22 protein-coding genes and 3 pseudogenes are annotated in these 26363 nt (G+C 72.5%); 12 read left to right on the top strand and 13 right to left on the bottom strand.

What is annotated here, in order from left to right:
• Positions 1-3: 3 nt before the first annotated feature.
• The gene (locus GHR20_RS07840; protein ID WP_243877974.1) at positions 4-840 is read right to left on the bottom strand and encodes a hypothetical protein; all 837 of its coding nucleotides are present in this window, start codon (positions 838-840) and stop codon (positions 4-6) included.
• A gap of 280 nt (positions 841-1120) precedes the next feature.
• Here GHR20_RS07840 and gcl point away from each other — a divergent pair, with 280 nt between their 5' ends.
• On the top strand, positions 1121-2908 hold the full coding sequence (gcl, locus tag GHR20_RS07835) for a glyoxylate carboligase (RefSeq protein WP_111581135.1): 1788 nt from the start codon (positions 1121-1123) through the stop codon (positions 2906-2908).
• Positions 2909-2965: 57 nt separating this feature from the next.
• Here gcl and GHR20_RS07830 read toward each other — a convergent pair whose 3' ends face one another.
• Positions 2966-3199: a hypothetical protein gene (locus GHR20_RS07830; RefSeq protein WP_153812741.1), complete on the bottom strand. Its 234-nt coding sequence runs from the start codon at positions 3197-3199 to the stop codon at positions 2966-2968.
• A 78-nt stretch (positions 3200-3277) separates the two neighbouring features.
• Here GHR20_RS07830 and GHR20_RS07825 point away from each other — a divergent pair, with 78 nt between their 5' ends.
• Positions 3278-4495, top strand: coding sequence for a Shedu anti-phage system protein SduA domain-containing protein (locus GHR20_RS07825; protein ID WP_243877973.1), 1218 nt, complete (start codon positions 3278-3280; stop codon positions 4493-4495).
• A gap of 308 nt (positions 4496-4803) precedes the next feature.
• Here GHR20_RS07825 and GHR20_RS07820 read toward each other — a convergent pair whose 3' ends face one another.
• From GHR20_RS07820 to GHR20_RS07810, 3 genes are all read right to left on the bottom strand, one after another.
• Positions 4804-6261 carry a catalase gene (locus GHR20_RS07820; protein ID WP_153812740.1) on the bottom strand — a complete coding sequence of 486 codons (1458 nt, stop codon included), beginning with the start codon at positions 6259-6261 and terminating at the stop codon, positions 4804-4806.
• A 216-nt stretch (positions 6262-6477) separates the two neighbouring features.
• Complete coding sequence (locus tag GHR20_RS07815) at positions 6478-7371, bottom strand: 2-hydroxy-3-oxopropionate reductase (RefSeq protein ID WP_111581139.1); 894 nt, start codon at positions 7369-7371, stop codon at positions 6478-6480.
• Positions 7372-7414: 43 nt separating this feature from the next.
• Entirely contained in the window at positions 7415-8272 is an 858-nt protein-coding gene (locus tag GHR20_RS07810; RefSeq protein ID WP_153812739.1) for a TIM barrel protein, read from the bottom strand.
• A 160-nt stretch (positions 8273-8432) separates the two neighbouring features.
• Between GHR20_RS07810 and GHR20_RS07805 the strand changes: the two genes are divergently transcribed.
• The 7 genes from GHR20_RS07805 to GHR20_RS07775 all read left to right on the top strand — a co-directional run bounded on the left by GHR20_RS07805 (position 8433) and on the right by GHR20_RS07775 (position 14330).
• Positions 8433-8750: a hypothetical protein gene (locus GHR20_RS07805; protein ID WP_243877972.1), complete on the top strand. Its 318-nt coding sequence runs from the start codon at positions 8433-8435 to the stop codon at positions 8748-8750.
• Positions 8747-9109 carry a helix-turn-helix domain-containing protein gene (locus GHR20_RS07800; protein ID WP_111581142.1) on the top strand — a complete coding sequence of 121 codons (363 nt, stop codon included), beginning with the start codon at positions 8747-8749 and terminating at the stop codon, positions 9107-9109. Before GHR20_RS07805 ends, GHR20_RS07800 begins: the two co-directional genes overlap by 4 nt.
• 137 nt (positions 9110-9246) lie before the next feature.
• Positions 9247-9759, top strand: coding sequence for a 2-oxo-4-hydroxy-4-carboxy-5-ureidoimidazoline decarboxylase (gene uraD / locus GHR20_RS07795; protein ID WP_111581143.1), 513 nt, complete (start codon positions 9247-9249; stop codon positions 9757-9759).
• Positions 9760-9762: 3 nt separating this feature from the next.
• A complete protein-coding gene (gene uraH / locus GHR20_RS07790; protein ID WP_148023116.1) occupies positions 9763-10170 on the top strand; it encodes a hydroxyisourate hydrolase in 408 nt (135 codons plus the stop codon).
• Positions 10171-10174: 4 nt separating this feature from the next.
• Positions 10175-11122 (top strand): factor-independent urate hydroxylase, encoded by a 948-nt coding sequence (gene pucL, locus GHR20_RS07785; protein ID WP_111581145.1) that lies wholly within the window; start codon positions 10175-10177, stop codon positions 11120-11122.
• A 144-nt stretch (positions 11123-11266) separates the two neighbouring features.
• The gene (locus tag GHR20_RS07780; protein ID WP_153812738.1) at positions 11267-12646 is read left to right on the top strand and encodes an 8-oxoguanine deaminase; all 1380 of its coding nucleotides are present in this window, start codon (positions 11267-11269) and stop codon (positions 12644-12646) included.
• Between the two features lie 286 nt (positions 12647-12932).
• On the top strand, positions 12933-14330 hold the full coding sequence (locus GHR20_RS07775; RefSeq protein ID WP_275549619.1) for a nucleobase:cation symporter-2 family protein: 1398 nt from the start codon (positions 12933-12935) through the stop codon (positions 14328-14330).
• Positions 14331-14448: 118 nt separating this feature from the next.
• Here the strand turns inward: GHR20_RS07775 and GHR20_RS07770 are convergent, their stop codons facing one another.
• Both GHR20_RS07770 and GHR20_RS07765 read right to left on the bottom strand, forming a co-directional pair.
• On the bottom strand, positions 14449-14871 hold the full coding sequence (locus tag GHR20_RS07770; protein WP_111581147.1) for an acyl-CoA thioesterase: 423 nt from the start codon (positions 14869-14871) through the stop codon (positions 14449-14451).
• Between the two features lie 96 nt (positions 14872-14967).
• Positions 14968-15600 carry a hypothetical protein gene (locus GHR20_RS07765; protein ID WP_153812737.1) on the bottom strand — a complete coding sequence of 211 codons (633 nt, stop codon included), beginning with the start codon at positions 15598-15600 and terminating at the stop codon, positions 14968-14970.
• Positions 15601-15852: 252 nt separating this feature from the next.
• On the opposite strand from GHR20_RS07765, the gene GHR20_RS07760 reads away from it, so the two are divergent.
• Positions 15853-17091 carry a hypothetical protein gene (locus tag GHR20_RS07760; RefSeq protein WP_153812736.1) on the top strand — a complete coding sequence of 413 codons (1239 nt, stop codon included), beginning with the start codon at positions 15853-15855 and terminating at the stop codon, positions 17089-17091.
• 89 nt (positions 17092-17180) lie between these two features.
• Here GHR20_RS07760 and GHR20_RS07755 read toward each other — a convergent pair.
• Positions 17181-18371: pseudogene (locus GHR20_RS07755) on the bottom strand (pyridoxal phosphate-dependent aminotransferase); the annotation flags it as partial.
• A gap of 81 nt (positions 18372-18452) precedes the next feature.
• Between GHR20_RS07755 and GHR20_RS07750 the strand changes: the two are divergent.
• Positions 18453-19097, top strand: coding sequence for a winged helix-turn-helix transcriptional regulator (locus GHR20_RS07750; RefSeq protein WP_153812735.1), 645 nt, complete (start codon positions 18453-18455; stop codon positions 19095-19097).
• A 35-nt stretch (positions 19098-19132) separates the two neighbouring features.
• On the opposite strand, the pseudogene GHR20_RS07745 reads toward GHR20_RS07750, so the two are convergent.
• The 4 genes and pseudogenes from GHR20_RS07745 to GHR20_RS07730 all read right to left on the bottom strand — a co-directional run bounded on the left by GHR20_RS07745 (position 19133) and on the right by GHR20_RS07730 (position 23351).
• A pseudogene (locus tag GHR20_RS07745) lies at positions 19133-19662 on the bottom strand (hypothetical protein).
• A gap of 84 nt (positions 19663-19746) precedes the next feature.
• Entirely contained in the window at positions 19747-20550 is an 804-nt protein-coding gene (locus tag GHR20_RS07740; RefSeq protein ID WP_153812734.1) for a hypothetical protein, read from the bottom strand.
• The gene (locus GHR20_RS07735; protein WP_153812733.1) at positions 20550-21812 is read right to left on the bottom strand and encodes a VWA domain-containing protein; all 1263 of its coding nucleotides are present in this window, start codon (positions 21810-21812) and stop codon (positions 20550-20552) included. The genes GHR20_RS07740 and GHR20_RS07735 overlap by 1 nt, the downstream gene beginning before the upstream one ends.
• Before the next feature lie 9 nt (positions 21813-21821).
• Complete coding sequence (locus GHR20_RS07730) at positions 21822-23351, bottom strand: IucA/IucC family siderophore biosynthesis protein (protein ID WP_153812732.1); 1530 nt, start codon at positions 23349-23351, stop codon at positions 21822-21824.
• A gap of 174 nt (positions 23352-23525) precedes the next feature.
• Between GHR20_RS07730 and GHR20_RS07725 the strand changes: the two are divergent.
• Positions 23526-25084, top strand: a pseudogene (locus GHR20_RS07725) (IucA/IucC family protein).
• A 37-nt stretch (positions 25085-25121) separates the two neighbouring features.
• Here GHR20_RS07725 and GHR20_RS07720 read toward each other — a convergent pair.
• Positions 25122-25976: a CAP domain-containing protein gene (locus tag GHR20_RS07720; RefSeq protein ID WP_153812731.1), complete on the bottom strand. Its 855-nt coding sequence runs from the start codon at positions 25974-25976 to the stop codon at positions 25122-25124.
• Between the last annotated feature and the right edge of the window lie 387 nt (positions 25977-26363).

The raw sequence follows: 26363 nt of genomic DNA, 5'->3' as shown, positions 1-26363 counted from the left end.
CGGTCAGCCCCGACGCGCGCGGCGTCCCGTCTCCGGGGCGCCGTCGGTGTTCAGGGTGTCGGCGGGGTCGTTCACCGGCTGCGGGACGCCCGCGAGGTCGAGCACGAACAGCGGTACGCCGAGCGAGTCCGCGCAGGCGCGGGCGGCGTCGCCGTACCCGGCGAGGGAGAAGTACACGCAGTCGGCGGACTCCGTCATCGCGGTGAGCCACAGGCACTCCACGTCCCGGGGCGCGGCGGGCCGTACCGTCGGGTCCACCTGGGCGAGCAGCCCCCGGGCGGCGAGCCCGATGCCGTGCACCGGCCGCTGGTCGGCGCGCCGGATGTCCCCGTACCCGAGCCAGCGCAGATACAGCGCGGTCGCGGTGACGGCGTCCCGGGCGGTGCGGACGGCGTGCGGCTGGAAGGCACGGCGGGACGGGGCGGCCCCGGCCGGTTCCGGCCGGGCGGCGTCGGGCTCGGCGAGGGCGGGGGACGGTTCGGCGCGGGCGGGGGAGGGTTCGGTGTAGGCGGGGGACGGTTCGGCGTGCGCGGGGGACGGCTGGGCGCGGGGCCCCGCGCCCAGGTCCAGGCCCGGGGCCGTCTCCAGCGCCGGAATCCACAGCACCGTGCCGCAGGGGCAGCCCAGTTCCGGGCGCGGCCAGTGGTTGAGCCGCCCGCAGACGGCGCACACGGCACCGATCCACTCGTCGTCCCAGGACCGGTCCCCGGCCACCACCGGCGCGGCGACGCGGTCCAGCCGCACGACGGCCGGGGTTCCGCAGGCGCAGGGATACGCCGGCGCGGTGTACACATGCGCACGCCGACAGGCCGGGCAGCGCACCGGCACGCTCTCGGGCATGGCCCACTCACTCTCGCACGACACCTCGGGACAGCGCTCCCATGGTGCTCCCGCCGTACCGCCTCTGTCCGGCGTTCCCCCACCACTTGCCGGTGTTTTTGTGTCTCTTGGTGTCTCTTGACGAGGCCCGTACTCACCCCTACATTGCTTCCAGATAGTAGAATTTAAATTCCACGATACGGAATTAACTGTGTCGGGGTTCACCACAGACCCTCTGGAGACAGTGCTCACCGCGGGGCGCGACGGGAGTACGCATCCGACACCGAGGCAGGAGTACTCGATGGCTCGTATGACCGCTGCCCGCGCGGCAGTTGAGATCCTCAAGCGCGAGGGCGTCAGTGACGCCTTCGGTGTGCCGGGCGCCGCGATCAACCCGTTCTACAAGGCCCTCAAGGAGGGCGGCGGCATCCAGCACACCCTCGCCCGCCATGTCGAGGGCGCCTCGCACATGGCCGAGGGCTACACCCGGACGCACCCCGGCAACATCGGCGTGTGCGTCGGCACGTCGGGGCCGGCCGGCACCGACATGATCACCGGCCTGTACTCGGCGTCCGGCGACTCGATCCCGATCCTGTGCATCACCGGGCAGGCGCCCACGCACGTGATCCACAAGGAGGACTTCCAGGCCGTCGACATCGCCGCGATCGCGGGCCCGGTCACCAAGATGGCGGTGACCGTCCTGGAGGCGGCCCAGGTCCCCGGCGTCTTCCAGCAGGCGTTCCACCTGATGCGCTCCGGCCGGCCGGGCCCGGTGCTCATCGACCTGCCCATCGACGTCCAGCTCACGGAGATCGAGTTCGACCCGGAGACGTACGAGCCGCTGCCGGTGTACAAGCCGGCCGCGACCCGCGCGCAGATCGAGAAGGCGATGTCGTACCTGCTCGCCGCCGAGCGGCCCGTCCTCGTGGCGGGCGGCGGCGTCATCGGCGCCGACGCGTGCGAGCTGCTCACCGAGTTCGCCGAGCTGACCGGCACCCCCGTCATCCCGACCCTGATGGGCTGGGGCGCGCTGCCCGACGACCACGAGCTGAACGCGGGCATGGTCGGCGTGCAGACCGCGCACCGCTACGGCAACGCCACCTTCCTGGAGTCCGACTTCGTCCTCGGCATCGGCAACCGGTGGGCGAACCGGCACACCGGCTACAAGCTGGACGTCTACCGCGAGGGCCGCACCTTCGTGCACGTGGACATCGAGCCCACGCAGATCGGCCGGATCTTCCCGCCCGACTACGGTGTGGTGTCCGACGCGCGGGCGGCACTGGAGCTGTTCGTGCGGGTGGCGCGGGAACTGAAGGAGGCGGGCCGGCTCCCCGACCGCGCGGACTGGATCGCCTCCTGCCAGGAGCGCAAGGCCACGCTGCTGCGCCGTACCCACTTCGACGACGTGCCGATGAAGCCGCAGCGGGTGTACGAGGAGATGAACCGGGCCTTCGGCCCCGAGACGCGGTACGTCACCACGATCGGCCTCTCCCAGATCGCCGGCGCCCAGATGCTGCACGTCTACAAGCCCCGGCACTGGATCAACTGCGGCCAGGCGGGCCCGCTCGGCTGGACGATCCCGGCCGCGATCGGCGTCGCCAAGGCCGACCCGGAGGCGGCGGTGGTCGCGCTGTCCGGCGACTACGACTTCCAGTTCCTGATCGAGGAACTCGCGGTCGCCGCCCAGCACCGCATCCCCTATGTGCACGTCCTGGTCAACAACGCCTACCTGGGCCTGATCCGCCAGGCGCAGCTCGGCCTGGACATCGACTTCCAGGTCAACCTGGAGTTCGAGAACATCAACACGCCGGAGATCGGTGTCTACGGCGTGGACCACGTCAAGGTCGCCGAGGGCCTGGGCTGCAAGGCCCTGCGGGTCACCGAGCCGGACCAGCTGGGCCCCGCCTTCGAGGAGGCGAAGAAGCTGGCCGCCCGGTACCGGGTGCCGGTCGTGGTCGAGGCGATCCTGGAGCGGGTCACGAACATCTCGATGAGCCGCACGATGGACATCAGCGACGTCACCGAGTTCGAACCCCTCGCCACCGAGGCGTCCCACGCGCCGACGGCGATCGGCGCGCTGAAGCGCTGACGCGTTCCGCGAAAGGGGCGGCCCGTTCGCGGGCCGCCCCTTCTTCCGTACGCGCTCCTACACCTCGTGCTCCGAGAGCCCCGGCCAGTCCTCCGGGCCGCCGCCCTGCCACTCGATGAGGTCGTCCTCCTCCACCTCGACCCGGTCCAGATCGGCCAGCCGCAGGATCTCCACGACATCGTCCAGATGCGAGGCCAGCCCCAGCGTCACCTCCCCCTCGGTGACACGCCGGGAGCCGTCCAGGGCGGGCGCGTGGACGACGATGTGCGGGTGCCGAGCCGGATGTCCCATGGGTTCAGCGTGCGGCGGCCGGGGCATGAGCGCACCTCGGAACGGCCGCTGTCAGTGGCGCCCGCCACACTGGCGGACATGGGCGTGCGAAGTGACATGACGCTGGAGTGGCAGCTGCGCAAGGTGTGCGAGGAGACCGGCGACGAGGGCGTGGAAGCGGCACTGTCGGCGGTCTTCACCTATCTGCGCAGTGGAAGCGCGGGGAGACGCAGACAGACCAAGGAGCTGGTGCGGCTGCTGGAGGACGCGCGGGGCCTCGCGGCGGGTGTGGGGGAGTGGCACGTCGTACGGCTGCTCCAGGACTCGCTGGACTACGCGGAGGGGCGCATCCTTCAGCCGGACTTCGACGAGCGGTACCGGCTCTTCCAGGACGGTGCGCGCAAGGAGCGCAACCGCGATTTCGTGGCGTCCTCCCTGCGGACCATGCACGAGTGGTTGGTCGCGGTGAGCGAGGCGTATCTGCGGGACCATCCCGGCGCGAGCGCGCGGGACGTGCTCGCCCACTTCGAGGCCCAGCGCGCCGACACCGGCTTCCTCCGCGCCCCGGACGACCGGCCGGGGCGCTATGTGATCCCGCGCGGCATGTCGGAGATCTCCCTATGGCTGGAGCGCCTGCTGCGTAGCGACCGGATCGAGATCGAGGACCCCGCGGCGGAGGCCCGCCGTCTCGCCGGCTCGCCGCAGGCGCTCGCGCTGCTCGCCGCCGACCAGGACGGGCGGCTGATCCTCCGGGCCGCCGAACTCCAGCGCCGTACCGCCGGCCTCCGGGAGCTGCGGGCCGTCGTGGACGATCCCACCGCCACCGAAGCGGACCTCCAGCGCGCCCTGCAAGGCAATCACTGGATCTTCGGCGGCCGGTACGTCGGTGAGGCCGCCCGGCGCCGGCTGGTGCCCGGTGACGAGGTGGACATCCCGCTGATACGCGCGGACGGCGCCCTGCACATCGTGGAGCTGAAGCGGGCCATGGGGCTCAAGCGGCCCCTGATCAGGCGGCACCGCAACGCCTGGGTGCCGGCCGACGCCGTGCACGAGGCCGTCGGGCAGGCCGTCAACTACCTCGTCGGGCTGGACGAGAACCGGGCCCGTATCCGCGAGGAGTTCGGCATCGAGACCCGCCGGGCCGGCGCCCTCGTGCTCCTCGGCCACCCCGCCCTGCACGCCGACGTGCCGGAGGAGGAGGTCGGCGAGACGCTGCGGACGTTCAACGCGCATGTCACCCGCGTCGAGGTCCTCACCTACAAGGAACTCCTCGACAACGCCGAACGCTCCCTCGCCGGGGGCGTCGGCCCGGCGTAGGGAGCGTGGTGCTGGTGCCGTCCGGCGGCGCGGCGCTGGGCGCGACAGGTAGGTCGCGCCGCCGGACGGGGTCGGGGGTGGGTGGGACCGCGGGGGTGTGAGGGAGACGGAGGCCCTTCACTCTGGTCGAGAAGAGCCCCGGCTCCTTGACCACCGCACTGGCTCGCACGCCGCCGCGGTCCTCGCCCTGCCCGCGTCCGCCCCGGACGGCCACCCCTCATACCGGGCCGTCCGGTGCGGCGCGGGCCGCGTGCGCGGGTATGACCTCCCGTCAGACCCCGCACGCCGCCTGCTGACCGGTCGGGCGCTCAGTCCTCGCGCAGGGCCTCGACCGCTTCGCGCACGCGCTTGCCGTACTCCGGGTCAGCCGCCTGGAAGTGCGCGAGGTTCTTCTCGATCACCTCGTCGCGGGAGACCTGCGCGAGGCCCCCGGCGATGTTCGCGACCAGGCGCCGCTTCTCCTCGTCGGACATCAGCCGGTAGAGCTCGCCCGCCTGGTAGAAGTCGTCGTCCTTGGTGTGCAGCGGCGCGGCGTGGGTGCCGCTGTGGCCGGAGACGGGCAGCGGCGCCGCGAGCGGGCGGCCGGTCTCGGCGGGGCCGTCGTAGGAGTTCGGCTCGTAGTTCTTGGCGTACCGGCCCTGGGAGTTGGCCGCCATCAGACCGTCGCGTCCGTAGTTGTCCGCGCTCGTCGCCCGCGGCGCGTTCACGGCGAGCTGGGTGTGGTTGACGCCCAGGCGGTACCGGTGGGCGTCCGCGTACGCGAACAGCCGGCCCTGGAGCATCTTGTCCGCCGAGGGACCGATGCCCGGCACGAAGTTGTTCGGGGAGAACGCGGCCTGCTCGACCTCGGCGAACACGTTGTCCGGGTTGCGGTCCAGGACCAGGCGGCCCACGCGCTGGAGCGGGTAGTCCCGGTGCGGCCAGATCTTCGTCAGGTCGAACGGGTTGAAGCGGTAGTCCGCCGCGTCCGCCGCCGGCATGACCTGCACGTACAGCGTCCACGACGGGTGCACGCCCCGCTCGATCGCCTGGAGCAGGTCCGTCTGGTGGGAGTTGGGGTCCTTGCCCGCCAGCTCCTGCGCCTGCTCGGTGGACAGGCAGCGGACGCCCTGGTTGGTCTTGAAGTGGTACTTGACGAAGAAGCCCTCGCCGGCGGCGTTCGTCCACTGGTAGGTGTGCGAGCCGTAGCCGTTCATGTGCCGGTACGACGCCGGGATGCCGCGGTCGCCCATCAGCCAGGTCACCTGGTGCGTGGCCTCGGGAGCGTGCCCCCAGAAGTCCCAGACGTTGTCCGGCTCCTGCTTGCCGGTGAACGGGTCCCGCTTCTGCGAGTGGATGAAGTCGGGGAACTTCAGCGGGTCCTTGATGAAGAACACCGGGGTGTTGTTGCCGACGAGGTCGTAATTGCCCTCCTCGGTGTAGAACTTGAGCGCGAAGCCGCGCGGGTCGCGTACCGCGTCCGCGCCGCCGAGGTTGTCGGCGACCGTGGAGAACCGCGCGAACACCTCGGTGCGCTTGCCGACCTCGCCGAGGAAGGCGGCGTGAGTGAAACCGGTGACGTCGTCGGTCACCTCGAAGTGGCCGTACGCGCCGGAGCCCCGGGCGTGCACCACCCGCTCCGGGATCCGCTCGCGGTTGAAGCGCGCGAGCTTCTCCAGGAGGTGCTGGTCCTGGAGCAGGAGCGGGCCGCCGACGCCGGCGGTGGCGGAGTTCTGGTTGTCGGCGACCGGGGCGCCGGACTCTGTCGTGAGCACGCGCTGCGACATCGTGGACCTTCCATGCGGGTGGCAGCGGAAATCGTCTTCCGCTTTGTGGAGCCTAGAAGTCTGCGTGGAGCCTAGGAGCGGGGTGAACAGGGCGTCAACAGTTTGTTGAATCTGGTTCCGGGCCGCGGCGTCGCTTGGGCGCGACGGGACAGGTGTCGACGACGCCGCGACCCGGAAGTTTTCCGAGCGGTGCCCGGAGGCCGGCTCCGGCGGGTGTCAGACCTGGGCGCCCGAGAGCCGCTCCACCGACCGCAGCAGGGCCGAGTGGTCCAGACCGCCGTCGCCCTGCGCGCGCAGGGACGCCACCAGCTGGGCGACCACGGCGCCGACCGGCAGGGCCGCGCCGACGCTGCGGGCGGCCTCGGTCACGATGCCCATGTCCTTGTGGTGCAGATCGATCCGGAACCCCGGCGCGAAGTCGCGGTTCAGGAAGTTGTCCTTCTTGCGCGTCAGCACCGTCGAGCCCGCGAGGCCCCCGTTCAGCACGTCGAGCGCGGCCGCGAGGTCCACCCCCGACTTCTCCAGGAAGACCACGGCCTCCGCGCACGCCTGGATGTTGACGGCGACGATCAGCTGATTGGCCGCCTTCACGGTCTGGCCCGAGCCGTGCGGTCCGCACAGCACGATGGTCTTGCCCAGGGCGTCGAAGAGGGGCTTCGCCTCGTCGAAGTCGGCCTGCTCGCCGCCGACCATGATGGACAGCACCGCCTCGACGGCCCCGGCCTCGCCGCCGGACACCGGGGCGTCCAGCACCCGGATGCCCTTCTCCTTCGCGGCGGCGGCCAGCTCGATCGAGGTCCCCGGCGTGATCGAGGACATGTCGATCAGCAGGGTGCCGGGGCGGACGTTCTCCAGGATGCCGTCCGGGCCGTAGGCGATGGCCTCCACCTGCGGGGACGCGGGCACCATCGTGATCACCACATCGGCGTCGCGCACGGCCTCGGCGATCGAGGAGGCCGCGGTGCCGCCGGCGGCGGCCAGCCGGTCCAGCTTCGCCTGTTCCAGGGTGTGGCCGGTGACGTCGTAACCCGCCTTGACCAGGTTCTCGGACATGGGGGAGCCCATGATGCCGAGGCCGATCCAGGCGATCTTCGGAAGCGTTGTGCTCATGTTCGGGGTGCCTCTCTCAACTGCCGTTCAAAGTCGGGGGAGTTCAGCGCGCCGCGCGCGCCTCGCGCGGGAGCCAGTCGAATGCCTCGGCGCTCGGGCGGTCGCCCGGCTTGTACTCCAGGCCCACCCAGCCCTCGTAACCGGCCTTCCGCAGCCGGCCGAGCAGCTCGGCCAGCGGGAGCGAGCCCGTGCCGGGGGCGCCGCGGCCCGGACTGTCGGCGATCTGGACGTGGCCGGTCTTCGCGGTGAACCGGTCGATCACCGCGGGCAGGTCCTCGCCGTTCATGGCCAGGTGGTACAGGTCCATGAGGAACGACGCGTTCTGGAGGCCCGTCGCCGCGTTGACCCGGTCGACGACCTCGACCGCGCTCGGCGCCGACACCAGCGGGTAGCGCGGCGACTCGGGCGCGTTCAGCGCCTCGATCAGCAGCGTCGCGCCGATCCGGTCGGCGGCGCGGGCCGCGAGGACCAGGTTCTCCAGGGCGAGCGCGTCCTGCTCGGCCGGGTCCACGCCGTCCACGCGGTTGCCGTAGAGGGCGTTGAGCGCCGTGCAGCCGAGGGACGCGGCGAAGTCCGCGGTCACGTCGATGTTGGCGCGGAACCGCTCGGACTCCTCGCCGGGGACGGACAGGGCGCCGCGGTCCGGGCCCGGCAGCTGTCCGGCGTAGAAGTTCAGCCCGGTCAGCTGGACGCCCGCCTCCTCGATCGCCCGTTTCAGGGCGTCCAGGCGGGACTTCTCGGGGGTGGGCGAGTCGACCCAGGGCCACCACAGCTCGACCGCGGTGAAGCCCGCCGCGGCGGCGGCCGCGGGGCGCTCCAGGAGCGGGAGTTCCGTGAAGAGGATCGACAGGTTGACGTTGAAGCGCTGGTCTGCGGCGGTGCCCCAGTCAAGACCTGGCATGTCGGGCCGCGCTCCCTTCCGTGGTAGTAATTCCGCATTACGGAAGTTCGTTTCTGCGTATTGGAAGATTGCCGCCGTGTGTCGGTGCTTGTCAAGGGGGTCCGCCGGCTGGTTCCCGCCGGGACGCCCCGGGGCGCGCACCGCGCGTTAGGTTGTGCGCGTGCGATTGAGAGTGGAGTTCACGACCGAACCCTTCGACCTGGAAGAGGCCCCCGCGCACGCCCTGGCGGCGCGCGAGGTCATCGAGACCGCGGCCCTGGACGCCGTGGACGTCGGCCCGTTCGGCAACACCGCCGAGGGCGGCGCCGAGCGGGTGCTCGTCGCGGTGGACGCGCTGCTGCGCCGGAGCCTCGAAGCCGGCGCCACCCGGATCTCGCTCCAGGTCAACGTGCTGGGCGACGAGGGCGGTCATGGCGGCGGGGGCGGCCACGGCGACGGCGGCGGCCTCGGCGACGGCGGCGGGGAGGGTGATAGATGACCGGGGAGGAGCCCTTCATCGCGGCCGTGAAGCCGCTGGTCGACGCCATGGGCGGGACGATGGTGCCGCCCGACGAGGCCGGCCCCGAGGACGTCGTGCTCGCATGGGCGGGCACGGACGTCGTCGCCGTACGGCTGCCCCAGCTCGCCGACTCGCTCGATCACATCCTCGCCGCGATGGAGCGCAGGGAGGGGCGGCCGCTGTCCGACCTGGACCGCAGGGCCAAACAGGAGGTCGTGCGGATACTGGAGGCGCGGGGCGCCTTCGCCGTGCGGCATGGGGTGGAGACCGTGGCGAGCGCGCTGGGTGTCAGCCGCTTCACCGTCTACAACTACCTCAACCGGGAGAAGGGTGTCTGAAGCCCCCGGGGGGTGTCCTCACCTGTAACGCCTCGTTACGCGGATTTTTCAACAAAGTGTTGACGTGACGTTTCCGGGGGCGTTAGCTATCGGCAGCCCGTTCAGCACGAAGGCCGAATCCGGCCACGGAGGCTCCCGTGACGTCGACTTCCACGCCCCCGGGTCTGGCCCGGTTCAACGATCTGGAGGAGCGGGCGGCCTTCGCCGCCCTCCACGAGGCGTGCGCCTCCACGACGTGGGTACGACGGCTGACCGCCGCCCGCCCCTACGCCACCGCCGACGAGCTCTACGCGGCGAGCGATGCCGCCCTGGCCGAACTGACCGCCGCCGACCTGGCGGAGGCGATGGCCGGGCATCCGCCGATCGGGCGGCCCCGGCCGGGCGATCCGGCCTCGGCCCGCGAACAGCGCGGCATGGCCGGCGCGTCCGAGGAACTCAAGGCCCGGATGCTCGAACTCAACCTGGCCTACCAGGAGAGGTTCGGGCATGTCTTCCTGATCTGCGCCACCGGTCTGACCGGCGAGCGGATGCGGGACGCGGTCGAGGAGCGGATCGGCAACGCGCCGGAGCGGGAGCGGGAGATCGTCCGCACCGAACTGGGGAAGATCAACCGCATCCGACTGGCCCGACTCGTCGAAGAGGACGCCTGACCCATGAGCACCAGCACCACCGCCTCCGTGTCCACGCACATCCTGGACACCTCGATCGGCCGCCCCGCCGAGGGCGTCGCCGTCCGCCTCTTCGCCCGCCCGGGCGGGGACGCCGACTGGGTGGCGCTCGGCGGCTCCGCGACCGACGCCGACGGCCGGTGCAAGGATCTGCCGGCGCCACCGGCGGGTACCACCCAGGTACGGCTCGACTTCGCGGTGGAGCCGTATTTCCGAGAGCAATCAGCGAACCAGCAAGCCGATGCGCAGCAGGACGCCCCCGCGAATCGGGACAGCGGACCGGCCGTGTTCTTCCCGGAGGTGGCGATCACCTTCGCCGTCGTACCGGGCGAGCACTACCACGTACCGCTGCTGCTCAACCCGTTCGGCTACTCCGTTTACCGAGGGAGCTAGCTACATGACCGTCAATTCCCGCCCTGGCCGCCCTGTGATCCTGGGCCAGAACCAGTACGGCAAGGCCGAGAACCGAGTCGTCAAGATCACGCGGGACGGCGCCACCCACCACATCAAGGACCTCAACGTCTCGGTGGCGCTGAGCGGTGACATGGAGGACGTCCACTACTCGGGCTCCAACGCCAATGTACTGCCGACCGACACCACCAAGAACACGGTGTTCGCGTTCGCCAAGGAGCACGGCATCGAGTCCGCCGAGCAGTTCGGCATCCATCTCGCCCGCCACTTCGTCACCTCGCAGGAGCCGATCCAGCGCGCCCGGATCCGGATCGAGGAGTACGCCTGGGAGCGGATCGCCACCTCCGAGGCGAACTCCCAGTTCATCGGCGCCGACGAGGTCAAGCACTCCTTCGTCCGCAAGGGCCAGGAGACCCGGCTCACCCAGATCACCTACGACGGCTCGTCCTGGGAGGTCGTCTCCGGCCTGAAGGACCTGACCGTCATGAACTCGACCAACTCCGAGTTCTGGGGCTACGTCAAGGACAAGTACACGACGCTCCAGGAGGCCCACGACCGCATCCTGGCGACCTCCGTCTCCGGCCGCTGGCGGTTCAACTGGACCGACGACGAGCAGAAGATGCCGCACTGGGAGAAGTCGTACGAGCAGGTCAAGAAGCACATGCTCCAGGCGTTCGCGGAGACCTACTCGCTCTCCTTGCAGCAGACGATGTACCAGATGGGCGCGCGCATCATCAACCACCGGAGCGAGATCGACGAGGTCCGCTTCTCCCTGCCCAACAAGCACCACTTCCTGGTCGACCTGGAGCCGTTCGGGCTCAAGAACGACAACGAGGTCTACTTCGCCGCCGACCGGCCCTACGGCCTGATCGAGGCGACGATCCTGCGGGACGGCTGCGAACCGCGGATCCCGGTGGACCTCACCAACCTCTGATCCGCCCCCGCACCCGATCGACCTCCTTTTCGGCACCCGCGGCCGGGGTACCACCCCCACCGGAGCCCGGCCGCGGCACTCAAATCTCCCCAGGGTCCTGCCGTGCCCTCCCCACAGAAGTCCGCTGAGCGAGAAGGACGAAACATGGCAGCAGCCCAGCGCATCGTCATCGAGAACTGTTCGATCGCGACCGTCGACGCCGACGACACCGAGTACGCCTCCGGGTACCTGGTCCTCGCCGGCAACCGCATCGAGGCGCTCGGCGCGGGGTCCGCACCCCAGGGCCTTGAGAACGTGGTCCGCCGGATCGACGCCACCGGACATCTGGCGACCCCCGGCCTGGTCAACACCCACCACCACTTCTACCAGTGGCTCACCCGGGGCCTGGCCACGGACCACAACCTGTTCGACTGGCTGGTCGCGCTCTACCCGGTCTGGGCGCGCATCGACGAGTCCATGGCCTACACGGCGGCCCAGGGCTCGCTCGCCATGATGGCCCGCGGCGGGGTCACCACGGCCATGGACCACCACTACGTCTTCCCGCGCGGCACCGGCGACCTGTCCGGCGCGATCATCCGCGCCGCCCGCGAGACGGGCGTCCGCTTCACCCTCGCCCGCGGCTCCATGGACCGCGGCGAGTCGGACGGCGGACTGCCCCCGGACTTCGCCGTGGAGAGCCTGGACGACGCGCTCGCCGCGACCGAGGCCACCGTCCAGGAGCACCACGACCCCTCCTTCGACGCCATGACCCAGGTCGCCGTGGCACCCTGCTCCCCCTTCTCCGTCTCCACCGAACTCATGCGCGACGGCGCCGAGTTGGCCCGCCGGCTCGGCGTGCGGCTGCACACGCACGGCTCGGAGACGGTGGAGGAGGAGAAGTTCTGCCACGAGCTGTTCGGCATGGGCCCGACCGACTACTTCGAGTCCACCGGCTGGCTGGGCGAGGACGTGTGGATGGCGCACTGCGTCCACATGAACGACTCCGACATCGCCGCCTTCGCCCGCACCGGGACCGGCGTCGCGCACTGCCCCTCGTCCAACGCCCGGCTCGCCGCGGGCATCGCCCGGGTCCCCGACATGCTCGCCGCCGGCGTCCCGGTCGGCCTCGGCGTCGACGGCACCGCCTCCAACGAGTCCGGCGAACTCCACACCGAGCTGCGCAACGCCCTGCTCATCAACCGGCTCGGCGCCCACAGGGAGGCCGCGCTCAACGCCCGCCAGGCCCTGCGGCTCGGCACCCACGGGGGCGCCCGGGTGCTCGGCCGCGCCGCCGAGACCGGTTCGCTCCAGGCGGGCAAGCTGGCCGACGTGGTGCTGTGGAAGCTGGACACGCTGGCCCACGCCTCCATCGCCGACCCGGTGACCGCCCTGGTCTTCGGCGCGGCCGCCCCGGTCACCGCGTCGTTCGTGAACGGCCGGCAGATCGTCGCGGACGGCCGGCTGCTGACCGTCGACGAGGACGCCATCGCGCGCTCCACGCGCGACGAGGCCCGGCGCCTGGCGCAGCTCGCCGCGCGGCGCTGACCCCCCGACTCCGGCCGGGAGGGACGGCTCCCGGCCGGCAGCCGTGGACCCGAGCGGGGCCCACGGCGGCCGGCTCCGGGGCGCGCGCGAGCGTGCGCGCCCCGGAACGGTTCCCCTGACGATCCCCACGGTTTCCTTTACGAGCCCTACGGGTCTCCGTCCACGACCCCCACGGGTCCCCGTCCACGACCCCTACGGGTCCCCGGTCCCGCACGACCGTCGCGCACCACCTCCCTGAAACCCACGTCCACAGCAGACGTGTCTTAACCGACCGGAGGAGCCCGCCGTGTCCGCCCAATCCGCCGAAGCAGCGCCAGTCCCCGTCCATCCGGTGGACGAGAAGCTCCCCGCCCTGAAGATGGCGACCAGCGGCCTCCAGCATGTGGCCGCCATGTACGCGGGCGTCGTCGCCCCGCCCCTGATCGTCGGCGCGGCCGCCGGTCTGTCCGGCACCGACCTCACCTTCCTCACCGGCGCCTGTCTGTTCACCGCGGGCCTCGCCACGTTCCTCCAGACCCTCGGCTTCTGGAAGATCGGCGCCCGGCTGCCCTTCGTCAACGGCGTCACCTTCGCCGGTGTCGCCCCCATGACGGCGATCATCGCCTCGGCCAAGGACAAGTCCGACGCCCTGCCGATGATCTTCGGCGCGGTCATGGTCGCCGGTCTCCTCGGCTTCCTCGCCGCCCCGGTGTTCTGCAAGGCCGTCCGCTTCTTCCCGCCCGTCGTCACCGGGACGGTCATCACCCTGATCGGCATCTCCCTGCTCCCGGTCGCCTTCGGCTGGGCCCAGGGCCCCGACCCGTCGGCCCACGACTACGGCTCGACCACCAACCTCACCCTGGCCGGCATCACCCTCGTCATCGTCCTGCTGCTGCGCCGCTTCACCCGCGGGTTCGTCAAGCAGATCGCGGTGCTGCTCGGACTGGTCGCCGGCACGCTGATCGCGATCCCGTTCGGGGCCACCGACTTCTCCCCGGTCGCCGCGGCCGACCTGGTCGGCTTCCCGGCCCCCTTCCACTTCGGCGCCCCGCAGTTCCACATCGCCGCGATCCTGTCGATGTGCGTGGTGATGGTGGTCTCGATGACCGAGTCCACCGCCGACATGCTGGCCCTCGGCGAGATCGTCGAACGGCCCTCCGACGAACGGACCATCGCGGCCGGCCTGCGCGCCGACACCCTGGGCTCCGCCCTCAGCCCGTTCTTCAACGGCTTCATGTGCAGCGCGTTCGCCCAGAACATCGGCCTGGTCGCCATGACCCGCATCCGCAGCCGCTTCGTCGTCGCCTTCGGCGGCGGCTTCCTCGTCCTGATGGGCCTGTGCCCGGCGGCCGCGTCCCTGATCGCCGTCGTCCCCCGCCCGGTCCTCGGCGGCGCGGGTGTGGTCCTCTTCGGCTCGGTCGCCGCGAGCGGCATCCAGACCCTGGTACGGGCCGGCCTGGACAAGGACAACAACGTCCTCATCGTGGCGGTCTCCCTGGCCATCGGCATCGTGCCGATCACGGCCCCGGACTTCTACCACGCGTTCCCGGACACCGCGCGGATCGTCCTGGACTCGGGCATCTCCACGGGCTGCGTCACGGCGGTCCTGCTCAACCTGGTCTTCAACCACCTCGGCCGGGGCCGGGACGCACAGGACGTCACGCATCCGATGGAGGCGGGGGAGGAACTGGCGCCGGTGCAGTGAGGGCGGGGCCGGGGGCGGGGTCGCGCATGCGGCACCCCGGGGTTCCCGCCCCGGCGACGCGCCGGTCACCGGGGATGTGTCCCGGGTGCTGGGCCGGCCCGCCACCGCCCCCGTCCGGTCACAGCCCGAACAGGGCCGGTTCGGAAGCGAGTTCCGTGAAGATCTTCGCCGGGTCGGCGACCAGCTTGCGCTCCTTCAGGTCCAGCAGGCCCCCGACGCCGGTGAGTTCGGCGGCCACGGTGCCGTCGGTCTTGCGCATCTCCTGGTGGATCTTGAAGGTCTTGCCGGAGCTCCACTCGAAGGCGCAGCTCACGTCCACCTCGTCACCGGCGAGGAGTTCGCGCAGATAGCGGATGGTCGTCTCCAGGACCACCGGGCCGACGCCGGTGCGCACCAGGCCGGTCTGGCCGATGCCGGCGGCCTGGAGCAGCGACCAGCGGGCGTGCTCGGCGTACTGGAGGTACACGGCCTGGTTCAGATGGCCCTGCACATCGGTCTCGTACCCGCGGACGGTGACGCGGACGGAAAACGGTTCGCTCACGGCTTCCCCTCGTGTTCGGAAAAGACGGCTGCCCCGGTACGGCGGCGCCGCCCACCCGGTGATCCTTCCACGCGGGGCGGGCCGGGCGCCCCCGGGTCAGGTACGGCGCGGGGACGCCAGCAGATAGCGGGTGCGGGTGCGCGGCTCGGTGTACTCGCCCGGCTGCCACCCCGCCCGCTCCAGCGTGTCCGCGCAGGCCGCCAGGACCGCCGCGTCCGGCGCGTACACGGCGACCGCCTCCGGCTGCGGGGTCGCGCGCACCCGGTAGCCGGGGGTGGCCGCCGTCTGCGGCCGGTGTCCGGCCGCCTCCAGGGCGAGGGCGGCGGCCCGCACCAGATGACCGCGCTCCCAGGCGCACGGACGGTCCACCGAGCCGTCCGGGCTGGTCATCCGGCGCAGCTCCAGCAGGCCCTGCCAGGCACCGCGCACCTCCCGCAGACGCCCGGCCTCCGAGGACGGGACCGCCTCCTCCGCGCCGCCGACGCGCGCGACGAAGACACCGGGGGAGGGAGCCGGTTGCCCGGATCGCTCCGGTGTCCCGGGTGTCCCCTCGCGTACGCGCTGCCCGGCCGGGGTCAGGAAGTGGTCGTGCGGCGGGCGCGGGTGCCGGAAGGCGAGACCCCGCCGCACCAGCGCCGCGAGCTGCGCCTGCGTACCGCGCAGCCGGCCGGTGTCCGGGTCGGCCGCGTCGATCACCCGCCGCTGGGCGGCGGTCGGCTCTCGGCTCACGATGCGCTCCCCTCCGGGTGTCGCCGGGCAGGGCCGTCGGTTCGGCGACCCGGAAAGAAGCGTAGGACGAGGGTCTGACAAGGGGACGCGGTACGAGGCCCCGACCGTGGAGGCCGTGGGTGCCCTTCCCCGGTTCCCCGTCTTGGCCGAAGAGGCTCTTGACTCTCCGGAGGCGACGGCCGAAGCTCGTGCGTCTCGACAGGTCCATAGCGCCTCCACCAGCCGCGACGGCGCCGACACGACAGGCCGATCATGACCAGTTCGCCCGACCGCCACCGTCCCCCAAAAGCGCCCGATCCGCGCCCCCTGGCGGTGCTCCTGCACTCCCGCCAGCCCCTCACCACCGACCCGGCGGCCACCTTCGACCCGGCGCGCTGGGAGACCGTCGTCCTCACCGACGCCGACGGCGGGGCCGACGTGGTGATGCGCGAGGACGCGCCGGGCGAGGCCCCGGCCGTCCACCGTGCGCCGCGGGACGCCTGGGCCGCCGAGATCCGGCGCCTCGCCGGGGACCGGGCGGTGCAGGTCGTCACCAACGACGAGTACTGCCTCATCGATTGCGCCGACCTGCGCGCCGAGTTCGGGCTGCCCGCACGGCACCCGGCCGTGCCCGCGCACTACATCGACAAGGTGCTGATGAAGGAGCGCCTGGCCGCCGCCGGGGTGCGTGTGCCGCGCTTCCTCGCCCTCGCCGAGGGCGTGCCGGAACCGGTGGCCGGCCCCGCCCTCGTCACCGGGGCCGTCGGCCTGCCCGCCGTCGCCAAGCCCCGCCGGGAGGCCAACTCCCGGGGTGTCGCCGTCCTGCGCACGCAGCCCGAACTGCGCGACTGGCTCGCGGCGCACCAGGGTGAACAGGGCTGGCAGATCGAGGAGTTCCTCGACGGCACCTTCCACCACGTCAACAGCCTGGTCCGCGACGGGGTGCCCACCCCCGTCCAGACCGGCACCTATCTCGGCCCGCTGCTCGACCTGCCCGACGGCCGCAGGCTCGGCGGCTGGACCGTCCCGTACGACAGCGAACTCTCCCGGCGCGCCCATGAGCTGAACCGCGCCGTGGTCGCCGCCCTCGGTGCCGAGGGGGCCTTCGTCGTCCACACGGAGTTCGCCGTCGACGGCGCGGGCGAGCTGATCGTGGTGGAGGTCGCGGGGCGGGCACCCGGCGCCCTGGTGTCCGAACTGTCCGACCTGCACGCGGGGTTGAACCTGGAGGAGGCCAATCTCGCCCTCCAGGCCGGTCTGCCCGTCCCGGAGCCGCGGCCCACGGGCACCCAGGCGGCGTGGGTGTGGATCCCCGTCATGCCGGGCGAGCGGTACCGGCACACCCCCGAGGCGAGCAGTAAGCGGCTCGTGCACGTCCGCCGGGCCGCCCGGCGGACCCACACCGGCACCTCGGGCGCCCTCGGCGTCTCGGTACTGCTGTGGCACACCGACCCGGACGTCCTGGCCGCCGACGTGCGGACCGCGGCCACGGCGGAGTGGTGCGGCGCGTGAACCGCGCGTACCGGCGCCGCTGACACCCGCGGCCGGGGCCGGTGCGGCGGATGCGCCCCCGGCCCCGCGCCGCTACTGCCGATACCCCCGAGGAACCGCCCGATCCGCCCGATCGCCGCCTCCAGGTCGTCGGCCTGGGGCAGGGTGAGGATGCGGAAGTGGTCGGGGGAGGGCCAGTTGAAGCCGGTGCCCTGCACGACCTGGATCTTCTCGCGCAGCAGCAGGTCCAGGACGAACTTCTCGTCGTCGTGGATGCGGTGCACCTTGGGGTCCAGGCGCGGGAAGGCGTAAAGCGCGCCCTTGGGCTTGACGCAGGAGACGCCCGGGATCTCGTTGAGCCGCTCCCAGGCCACGGTGCGCTGCTCGTACAACCGTCCGCCGGGCACGGTGAGTTCGCGGATGGACTGGCGGCCGCCCAGCGCGGCCTGGATGGCGTACTGCGCGGGCGCGTTGGCGCACAGCCGCATGGAGGCGAGCATGGTCAGCCCCTCCAGGTAGTCCTTCGCGTGCTGCCGGGGGCCGGTGACGACCAGCCAGCCGGAGCGGAAGCCCGCCACGCGGTACGTCTTGGACAGCCCGCAGAAGGTGAGGACGACCAGGTCGGGGGCGAGGGCGGCGGCCGAGTGGTGCACGGCGTCGTCGTACAGGATCTGGTCGTAGATCTCGTCGGCGAACACCATCAGGCCGTGCCGGCGGGCGAGGTCCAGGATGCCCTCCACGACCTCCTTCGGATACACCGCGCCCGTCGGGTTGTTGGGGTTGATGATGACCACGGCCTTGGTGCGGTCCGTGATCTTCGAGGCCATGTCGGCGAGGTCCGGGTTCCAGTCGGCCCCCTCGTCGCACAGGTAGTGCACGGCCTTGCCGCCTGCCAGCGTGGTGACCGCGGTCCAGAGCGGGAAGTCCGGGGCGGGGATGAGGATCTCGTCGCCGTCCTCGATCAGCGCCTGTACGGCCATGGAGACCAGCTCCGAGACGCCGTTGCCCAAGTAGACGTCGTCCACGTCGACTTCGAGGCCCAGGGTCTGGTAGCGCTGGGCGACGGCGCGGCGGGCGGAGAGCACGCCCCGGGAGTCCGTGTAGCCATGGGCCCGGGGCAGCATCCGGATCATGTCCTGGAGGATCTCCTCCGGTGCCTCGAAGCCGAAGGCCGCGGGGTTGCCGGTGTTCAGGCGCAGCACGCTGTGGCCCGCCTCCTCCAGCGCGTCCGCGTGCTCGATCACCGGGCCGCGGATCTCGTAACAGACCTCGCTGAGCTTGTTCGACTGCCGGAACTCCATGCGTCCCTCCGGGAACTCGTGTTACTTGGTTTTACCAAGCGGGAGCTTGGAAAGTCCAACAACGCGTCTAGACTGCGTCGCATGCCACCTCGCCGAAGCTACGACCAGTACTGCTCCGCGGCCCGTGCGCTCGACCTCGTCGGGGACCGCTGGACCCTGCTGATCGTCCGGGAACTGCTCGCCGGCCCGCGTCGCTACACCGATCTGCACGCGGACCTGCCCGGCGTGAGCACCGACGTCCTCGCCTCCCGGCTCAAGGACATGGAGCGCGACGGTCTGGCCACCCGGCGCCGGCTGCCGCCCCCCGGCCCGGCCACGGTCTACGAACTCACCGAGCGCGGGCGCGGGTTGCTGCCCGTCCTCCAGGCGTTCGGCGCCTGGGGCGAGGCCGAACTCGGCGAGCGCCGCCCGACGGACGCGGTCCGCGCCCACTGGTTCGCCCTGCCGCTGCTGCGCGCGCTGGAGGGACTCGGCGCGCGGGGACTGGTCGAAGTCCGGTTGGAGGAGGGCGACTTCCACGTCCACGCGGGCAAGGAGGCGGCGGACACGGCACCGGTGTACGGCGACGGGCCCGCCCCCGCCCCCGCGGACGCGCGCCTGACCCTGACGACCCCGGTCTCCGAGGCCGTGGCCCGCGGCACCCTCTCCCTCGCGGCGGCCCTGCGCGCCGGGGACATCGGGGTGGAGGGCGAAGGGCCGGTGGCGAAGGCGCTGCGCAAGGGATGACGGAGCGCCCGAAGTGACAGTCCGGAGCGGCTGGTTCAGGAGGACGCCGACAGGCTCCATTCGCCCGAGTGGCCGGGCGGCAGCCCGAGGTCGTGCCGGACGGCCGCGTAGTACGCCTCCCGCGCGGCCCGCTGCCGGGACATCATGGCCCCCCAGGTCCCGGGCTCGTGGGGCCCGTCGCGCAGGAAGCGCTCCATGTCCATCACCGCGACGACCCACTCGCGGGCCCGGTCCACCACGGCGGTGCTGCCGAGCATCAGCAGCGCCTCTCCGGCGGGATCGCGGGCGTCGGTCGCCTCGGCCAGCTGGGGGCGGCCTCCTCGGGGGACAGCGGGTGCGGATGGGGGTCGACGCCCAGATGGGCGGCGATCCGGTAGGTCAGGGTGACGGACTGCTTGAGCGCCCTCGCGTACTCGGCGTAGATCGCCAGCCGCCGCTCCTCCCAGCGGGCCGCCCGCTCGCGGTGGAAGCGGATCCGATCGCCGCGGGCGATCGCCAGGTACGAGCCGATGGCGCCGATGACGACCCCGACCAGCGCCGGAAGCTGTTGTATGAACGCGGACATGGCGCCAAGCTATCGGCTGCCGCGCCCGGCCGGGGCCGGAAAAAAAGGGCCCGCCACACGGGCGGGCCCTTCTCCACGGCGAGGTCAGACGGTCGGCGGCCGCCCGTGTCCCCGCGTCAGCGCGTATCCGCCGATGCCGGCCAGCGCGGCGAGCACCGCGCCGATGCCCGTCCACACCCAGCGGTCGGACCACCAGCCGGAGGACCAGCCGTCACGCGAGCCGAAGCTGGAGAGCACGGCGGTCTTGGAATCGTCGCCCTGTGCCTCGGACTTGACCGCGATACCGGGGACGAGCGGCTTGCCCAGCGAGCCGTCGACGGCCGAGGGGCCGCCGATGTCCTTGGAGTCCACCTGGACCTCGGCGTTCACCGGCTGGCCGAGGTCGGAGGCGCCCATGTCCACGACCGTCAGCCGGACGTAGTACGTGCCGGGCAGCGGGTCGTTGGCCCACGGCTCGGCCCAGCCGCGCACCGTCCGCAGCACACAGGCCAACTCGACCGAGGCCGAGCCCTGTTCGGTGGTGCGGGTGGCGGCGCCGTACTGGCAGGACTGGCGGCGGCGCAGTCCGTCGAACACATCGAGCTGCCAGGTCTCGGGGCCGTGGGTCCGGGGCAGCTTCACGCTCGCCGTCACCGTCGGCCGCTGCCCGGTGTCCGCCGGGAACGACCAGTACAGGTAGTCACCGGTGGACCCGGAGGCCGTGGCGCGCTGCCCCTGCTGGAGCTCCGTCGCCGTACGGAAGGACGTGCCCGCCTGCGTGGGCGCCGAAGTGGCGGAGCCGTCGGAGGCGCTGGGGGAGGGCGAGGAGTCGGCGGCGGCCGGACCCGCGGCGAGACCGAGGGTGAGCAGCGTCGCACCCAGAGCGCTCAGAACTCGTACGGCACGCATCAGTTGGTCCTCCAGATCGCGACGCGCCAGCGCGACAGCCAGCCCCACAGCACTCCCGCGAGGAAGCCGACGAGCACCAGCGTGCCCAGCAGCCACCAGCCGCGGCCGAGTCCGAACGAGGCCACGTCGTGCGCCTGGTGGGGACCGTTCACCACGTCCACGGTCAGCTCCAGCGGCAGACCCGGCGTGCTCTTCACGCCCGCGGGCGCCGAGAAGGAGTGCGCGACCTCCAGGCACACCGTCTCCGCCGGCGCGTTGTCGTCGTCGCTCGCCGGCTTCGGGTAGCGCAGCCCGGTGGAAATCATGTCGGTGCGCCCGGTACCGGCCGCCTCACCGCGGACGATCTCCCGCCCCTTGGCGGTCACCGCCCGCAGCAACACCCCGTAGGAGGGGTTCACGGCCCGGTCGTCCGCGACGCTCACCGAGGCCCGCAGCTCCTGGCCGGGCTTGACGTCGACCTTGTACCAGCGCTGCTGCCCGAAGGCCGCGCGGTCGGTGTACAGACCGGACTTCAGCGCTGGCGCGCTCGTGCACTGCCCGGCACCCGAGGTGGCCACCGGCGTCACCACCGGATCGGCCGCCCGGTGCACCAACTGGCCGACACGGTCGGTCAGTTCCTCCTTGTGCTGCACGGAGGTGTAGGTGCCGCCGGTCGCGTCCGCGATGCAGCTGAGCTGGTCACGGGTCTTGGAGTCGGGCACCAGGCCGAGCGTGTCGATGGTCAGGCCGATGCCCTTCGCGGCTATCTCCCGGGCCACCTCGCACGGGTCCAGCGGCTGGCAGGTGTCCTCGCCGTCGCTGATCAGCACGATCCGGCGGGTACCGGAACCACCGTCGAGATCGCCCGCAGCCTTCAGCAGCGCGGGCCCGATCGGCGTCCAGCCGGTCGGCTGCAGCGTCGCCACCGCGGTCTTCGCGTCGGTCCGGTCCAGCGGGCCGACCGGGTACAGCTGCGCGGTGTCCTTGCAGCCCTCCTTGCGGTCGTTGCCGGGGTAGTTGGCGCCGAGCGTGCGGATACCCAGTTCCACGTCCTGCGGGGTCGCGTCGAGCACATCGTCGAACGCCTGCTTCGCCGCCGCCATCCGGGTGCCGCCGTCGATGTCCCGGGTCCGCATGGATCCGCTGACGTCCAGCACCAGTTCGACCTTCGGAGCGGCCTGCGCCGTCTCGTCGGCGGCCGCCGCTGTCGGGAACGTGAGCCCGGCGGTCAGCGCGGCGAGCAGGGCGCACACCCCTACCGCCAGCCGTTGTCTTCTGATCATCGACGGATCCTATTGATCAACCGTGCCGGGCTCCAAAACGAGCGGGTGGGGCAGCTCGGTCCACTGGTCGCCCGGTGTCCCCGGCGAGAGCCGCATCAGCGTCAGCGCCTTCGCGGGCACCGGGCCCCGGCGCAGCACCGCGAGATCGGACGTGTCCGCGAGGTTTGGCACGACCGCCGCCAGCGCCGCCCCGAGCGCCGGTCCGGAGCCCGCCACCGCGGCCAGCGCGCCCGCCACCAGCGAGCCGAACAGCTTGCGGCGCAGGGCGGTTTCGTCGTCCGTGACCAGCCGCCCGGCGAGCGCGGGCCGGGTGATGCCGTGCCGGGCGAGGCGGGCCGGGCTGATCCGGATGTCGGCCAGATCGCGGTAGACCAGCCGCAGCGGGCTCCCGTCGGCGGCCAGCACCACCAGGAGGTTCTGCCCGTGCGCCTCCAGGGCCACCCCGAGATCGAGCAGCCGCAGTCCCACGGTGAGCGCGAGCCGGGTGAACGCGGCCAGCCACCCGGGATCCCCGGGCAGTTGCGTGGTGGCGAGCGCGGCGACCGGCAGCACCCGTTCGCCCGGCCCCGCACACCGCTCGGGCGACTCCCGCAGCAGCGCGGCCAGCTCGGAGGTGCCCGCGGTGACCGCGCCCAGGGTGCGGGTGACGTCCAGCAACCCGCCGGTACGCCCCGCGAGTTCGGCCGCGAAGTCGGACAGCACCGCCGCCGCCTCGACCGAGTACGGCGAGATGTCCCGCACCGAGGAGGTCAGCCGCGAGCTCAGCGCCGTCTTCACGTGGGGCCCGCCGGGCACGGCCAGCGTCCGCAGGGACATCAGCGGGTGGGCCTCGCGCCAGTCGTCGTACGACCGCTTCAGCACATGCGCCGCCTGCCACGGGTGCACCGGCACCAACAGCCGCTCCCCGTGCCGCAGTTCGTCCGGCCACTCCCCGGTCACCCGGCACTCGACGGCCGGCACCGGCAGCGTCCCGAGCCGTACCACGGGCCGGTGCTCCGGGGCGTACGCCAGCTGGTCCGCGACCGAGAACCCGGGCCGGGAACGGCAGTTGGGGTGGAAGGGATGCCCGTCGACCACCCGCTGCTCCCACTCCCAGTCCGCTCCCGGCCACTCCTTTGAGCGGTCGGCGGCGGCGCGGGACAGCGCCAGGGAGGCCACGCTGTGCCCCAGCTCCGCCGCGAACCCCTCGGCCCCCGGCCCCACCCCGGCACCGGCCGCCAGCTCCGCCGTCAGCCGGGCCGGATCGTCGTACCGCTGCCGGTCCAGGCGTACGGCGGTGACGTAGGCGTGCGTGGCGTACGGGTCGGCGTGCGGGCCGTGCAGCCTCCGGCCGTCGGCCAGCCGCAGGGTCAGGCCGTGCGCCCCGCGCTCCCGGCCGGTGATCCAGGGCAGCGGCTCATGGGCGAGCCCCCGCCACAGCCGGGTCAGCACGGCCGCGCGGGCGCCGGGCAGCTCGGCGTCGTACCGGGGCAGCAGCGCGGGGCGTACGGTCCGCAGCTCCGCGGCGACCTCGGCCTCGGCGGTGGGGGAGTGGGGCACGGTCGGCTCCTCGGTCGCGGCCGGTACGGGGCACGATGGTCGGGTACGGAAGACAACACCATGGTCGGATACGAAGCCATACTGATCGCTTCCGGGTCCCGTGCGAAGAACGCGCCCACCGGGGTGCGACGCTCGAAGACGTACGGCTCGGAGAAGAACGCCACCGAAGAACGAATGGATCGCGTGGACCTCAAGCCTCCCGCAGCCGCCGTCGGCCGGCTCGCCGACGCCTATGCGGCCGCCCCCTGCTCAACTGCCTGCTCCGGGAGGTGGCCGAGCCGCTGCCCGGTGCCCCTGGACCACCGTCGGTGCACCGGCTGCCCGGCACCGGACGGCTGCTGCGGGTGCGCCCCGGCCGCCGCCCCGCCGACCCCGAGGTGTTCGCGGCCGGCGCCTGGCACCGCGTCGGCCATCCCGAACTGGTCAAACTCGTCGCCGAGGAACTGCGCCGGCACACCGGGCTGCCCGGCGGCGACCTGCCCGCCGAGATGATCGACAGCCGGGAGGCCCTCGCCGCGCTGCTCGCCGCCCGCGCCCGCGCGACCCCGCCCGACGACCCCTATCTGCGCTCCGAGCAGTCCCTGCTCACCGGCCACCCCTACCACCCGGCGCCCAAGGCGCGCGGCGGCGGCCCGGCCGCGTCCTGGCTGCCGTACGCCCCCGAGGCGCACGCCCGCTTCCCGCTGGTGCTGCTCGGGGTGCGCGAGGACCAGGTGGCCGAGGAGGGCGACACCCGCGCCCTGGACGCCCTGGGCAGCGCCCCGCCCGGCTACCGGCTGCTGCCCGCCCACCCCTGGCAGCTCGACCTGGTCGCCGACACCCTCGCCCCCGCCTTCGCCGACGGCCGCCTCGTCCGGCTCGGCCCGACCCCCTTCGACATCTGGCCGACGGCCGCGATCCGCACGGTGTACGAGCCGGGGGCCGACCTGTTCCTGAAGTTCAGCCTGGACGTGCGGATCACCAACGACATCCGCCGGCTCTGGCGCCACGACCTGCGCCGGCTGCGCCGCACCGACACCGCCGCGGGGCGCGCCTTCGCCGCGATGAGGGGGCTCGCGGCGCCGGGAGCGTCCGCTGTCGCGGGGGCGTCCGCTACGACGGGCATGTCCGCCGCCTGGCTCGCCGACCGCGGCCACCGGACGGCGTCCTTCGCGTACGAGGAGCTGGCCGTGGTGGTCCGCGACGGGCTGCGCGGCCATCTGCTGCCGGGCGCCGTCCCGCTGCTGGCCGCCGGTCTGGCCGAGGGCTTCGACGGCAGCCCGCTCGCCGCGACGGCCGACCCCGGGGCCTGGTGGGAGGCGTATCTCGGGCAGGTCGTGCCGCCCGCGCTGACCGCGTTCGACACGCACGGGGTCGTCCTGGAGGCGCACCTGCAGAACACCCTGGTCGCGGTGGACGCCTCCGGTATGCCGGTACAGGCGCTGTTCCGGGACGCCGAGGGCGTCAAGCTGCTGCCGGACGTCCCGCGCGCCGCGGGCTGGGAGCGGCTGGTCTACTGCCTGCTCGTCAACCACCTCATGGAGATCGCCGGCGCCCTCGCGGAGCGGCATCGCGGGTACGACCCCTGGCCCGCCGTGCGCCGGTCGCTCGCCCGGCACGACCTTCCGGAGATCCCCGCCCTGCTGGGCTCGCCGACCCTGCCGGGCAAGACCAACCTGCTGCTGCGGTGGACGGGCGCGGACGGGGCGGACGCGCGGTATCTGCCGCTGCGCAACCCGCTCGCCGACCGCTGACCCGTCCTCCGCACGACTCGCCGGAGGCCGTAGACGGCTACCGGGCCGTGCCGAAGTCCTGCGTCCAGTAGCTGCCGGGCTGGGCGAGACCGACCCCGATCTCCTGGTAGCCGCAGTTCAGGATGTTGGCCCGGTGGCCGGGGCTGGACATCCAGCCCGCCATCACCTCGGCGGCGGTCGAGTAGCCGTACGCGACGTTCTCGCCGTACGCGCTCCAGGCGTACCCGGCCTGGGTGATGCGGGTGCCCGGGTCCGAGCCGTCGGAGCCGGTGTGCGACATGTTCTGGTGGGCCGCCATGTCCGCGCTGTGCGCCTGCGCGGCCTTGGTCAGCTTCGCGTCGAGGGTGAGCGGCCGGCAACCCGCCTTCGCGCGCTCGGCGTTGACCAGCCGCACGATCTGTGCGGTGACGCCGGACGCGGTGGTGGCGGACGGCGTGGCCGCCGCCGGGGTGCTCGACGCCGGGGTGCTCGACGCGGTGGGGGCGGCCGCCGGGGCGTCGCTCTGCGCGGGCGCGGCGGCCGGGGGCGTGCCGCCCGGCTGCGCGGCGGCCGCCTGGGACGCGGTCGGCGCGGCGGTGGTGAGCGGGGCGCTCGGAGCCTTCGAGTGGTGGCGCGGGTGAGGGTGATGCGCCCGCTGCTTCGGTATCGCCCAGGATGTGCCCGGCTGCTGGGGTATCGCCGTCTCCTTGGCCGCGGCCGTCGCCGGGTCCGTGGGCGCGGGCGTGTCCGCCGACGCGAGAGGGGTGGTGCCGGTGGCGGCGGTGCTCTGGTCCGTCGTACCGGACGGCCAATTCGTACAGGCCAGCGCGACGGACGGCACGCCCACCGTGCCGACCGCGACGGCGCCGATGACCATCCGTCGGAAATGCTGCGTCTTGCGATGCTTGCCCATGGTGTGACCCTCGCTCGGTGATCGCCGAGCGCCCAGTCTCAGCACGGGCCGGAGAGGACCGCAACGCGCCCCGCTACTATCCGGCCTCGTAGCCGCGCGGGCCTCTTGTCAGGCGCCCGTGAAGGTGTCGACTTCGCGATCGCGACGTTCACCGTCACCCGGTGAGCCGTCAGGAGGGCGCCGATGGGGACGAGTAGGGAGAGGTGCCCCGCGTTCCGGGAGCGGTCGCTTCCGGAACGGCTCGGGTCGATGCCAAGACGGACAAATCCCATATGTCAGCGGACGGCCGCCTACTAACCTGGATGCTTAGTGGCCGATTTCGTGTGAGGGTTGTCACGCGGCCGGCCGGCTGCCCGGCGCTCTCACCCTCGCGCCCGGGGCGGCGGC

The organism is Streptomyces sp. SUK 48 (assembly GCF_009650765.1).
Lineage (GTDB): Bacteria > Actinomycetota > Actinomycetes > Streptomycetales > Streptomycetaceae > Streptomyces.
This window is presented reverse-complemented; position numbering and strand designations above follow the sequence as displayed.

Bases quoted from the DNA above. Each gene is read 5' to 3' on its own strand.
- GHR20_RS07840 (WP_243877974.1), bottom strand. From the start codon at position 840: ATGCCCGAGAGCGTGCCGGTGCGCTGCCCGGCCTGTCGGCGTGCGCAT.
- gcl (WP_111581135.1), top strand. From the start codon at position 1,121: ATGGCTCGTATGACCGCTGCCCGCGCGGCAGTTGAGATCCTCAAGCGC.
- GHR20_RS07830 (WP_153812741.1), bottom strand. From the start codon at position 3,199: ATGGGACATCCGGCTCGGCACCCGCACATCGTCGTCCACGCGCCCGCC.
- GHR20_RS07825 (WP_243877973.1), top strand. From the start codon at position 3,278: ATGGGCGTGCGAAGTGACATGACGCTGGAGTGGCAGCTGCGCAAGGTG.
- GHR20_RS07820 (WP_153812740.1), bottom strand. From the start codon at position 6,261: ATGTCGCAGCGCGTGCTCACGACAGAGTCCGGCGCCCCGGTCGCCGAC.
- GHR20_RS07815 (WP_111581139.1), bottom strand. From the start codon at position 7,371: ATGAGCACAACGCTTCCGAAGATCGCCTGGATCGGCCTCGGCATCATG.
- GHR20_RS07810 (WP_153812739.1), bottom strand. From the start codon at position 8,272: ATGCCAGGTCTTGACTGGGGCACCGCCGCAGACCAGCGCTTCAACGTC.
- GHR20_RS07800 (WP_111581142.1), top strand. From the start codon at position 8,747: ATGACCGGGGAGGAGCCCTTCATCGCGGCCGTGAAGCCGCTGGTCGAC.
- uraH (WP_148023116.1), top strand. From the start codon at position 9,763: ATGAGCACCAGCACCACCGCCTCCGTGTCCACGCACATCCTGGACACC.
- pucL (WP_111581145.1), top strand. From the start codon at position 10,175: ATGACCGTCAATTCCCGCCCTGGCCGCCCTGTGATCCTGGGCCAGAAC.
- GHR20_RS07780 (WP_153812738.1), top strand. From the start codon at position 11,267: ATGGCAGCAGCCCAGCGCATCGTCATCGAGAACTGTTCGATCGCGACC.
- GHR20_RS07760 (WP_153812736.1), top strand. From the start codon at position 15,853: ATGACCAGTTCGCCCGACCGCCACCGTCCCCCAAAAGCGCCCGATCCG.
- GHR20_RS07750 (WP_153812735.1), top strand. From the start codon at position 18,453: ATGCCACCTCGCCGAAGCTACGACCAGTACTGCTCCGCGGCCCGTGCG.
- GHR20_RS07740 (WP_153812734.1), bottom strand. From the start codon at position 20,550: ATGCGTGCCGTACGAGTTCTGAGCGCTCTGGGTGCGACGCTGCTCACC.
- GHR20_RS07735 (WP_153812733.1), bottom strand. From the start codon at position 21,812: ATGATCAGAAGACAACGGCTGGCGGTAGGGGTGTGCGCCCTGCTCGCC.
- GHR20_RS07720 (WP_153812731.1), bottom strand. From the start codon at position 25,976: ATGGGCAAGCATCGCAAGACGCAGCATTTCCGACGGATGGTCATCGGC.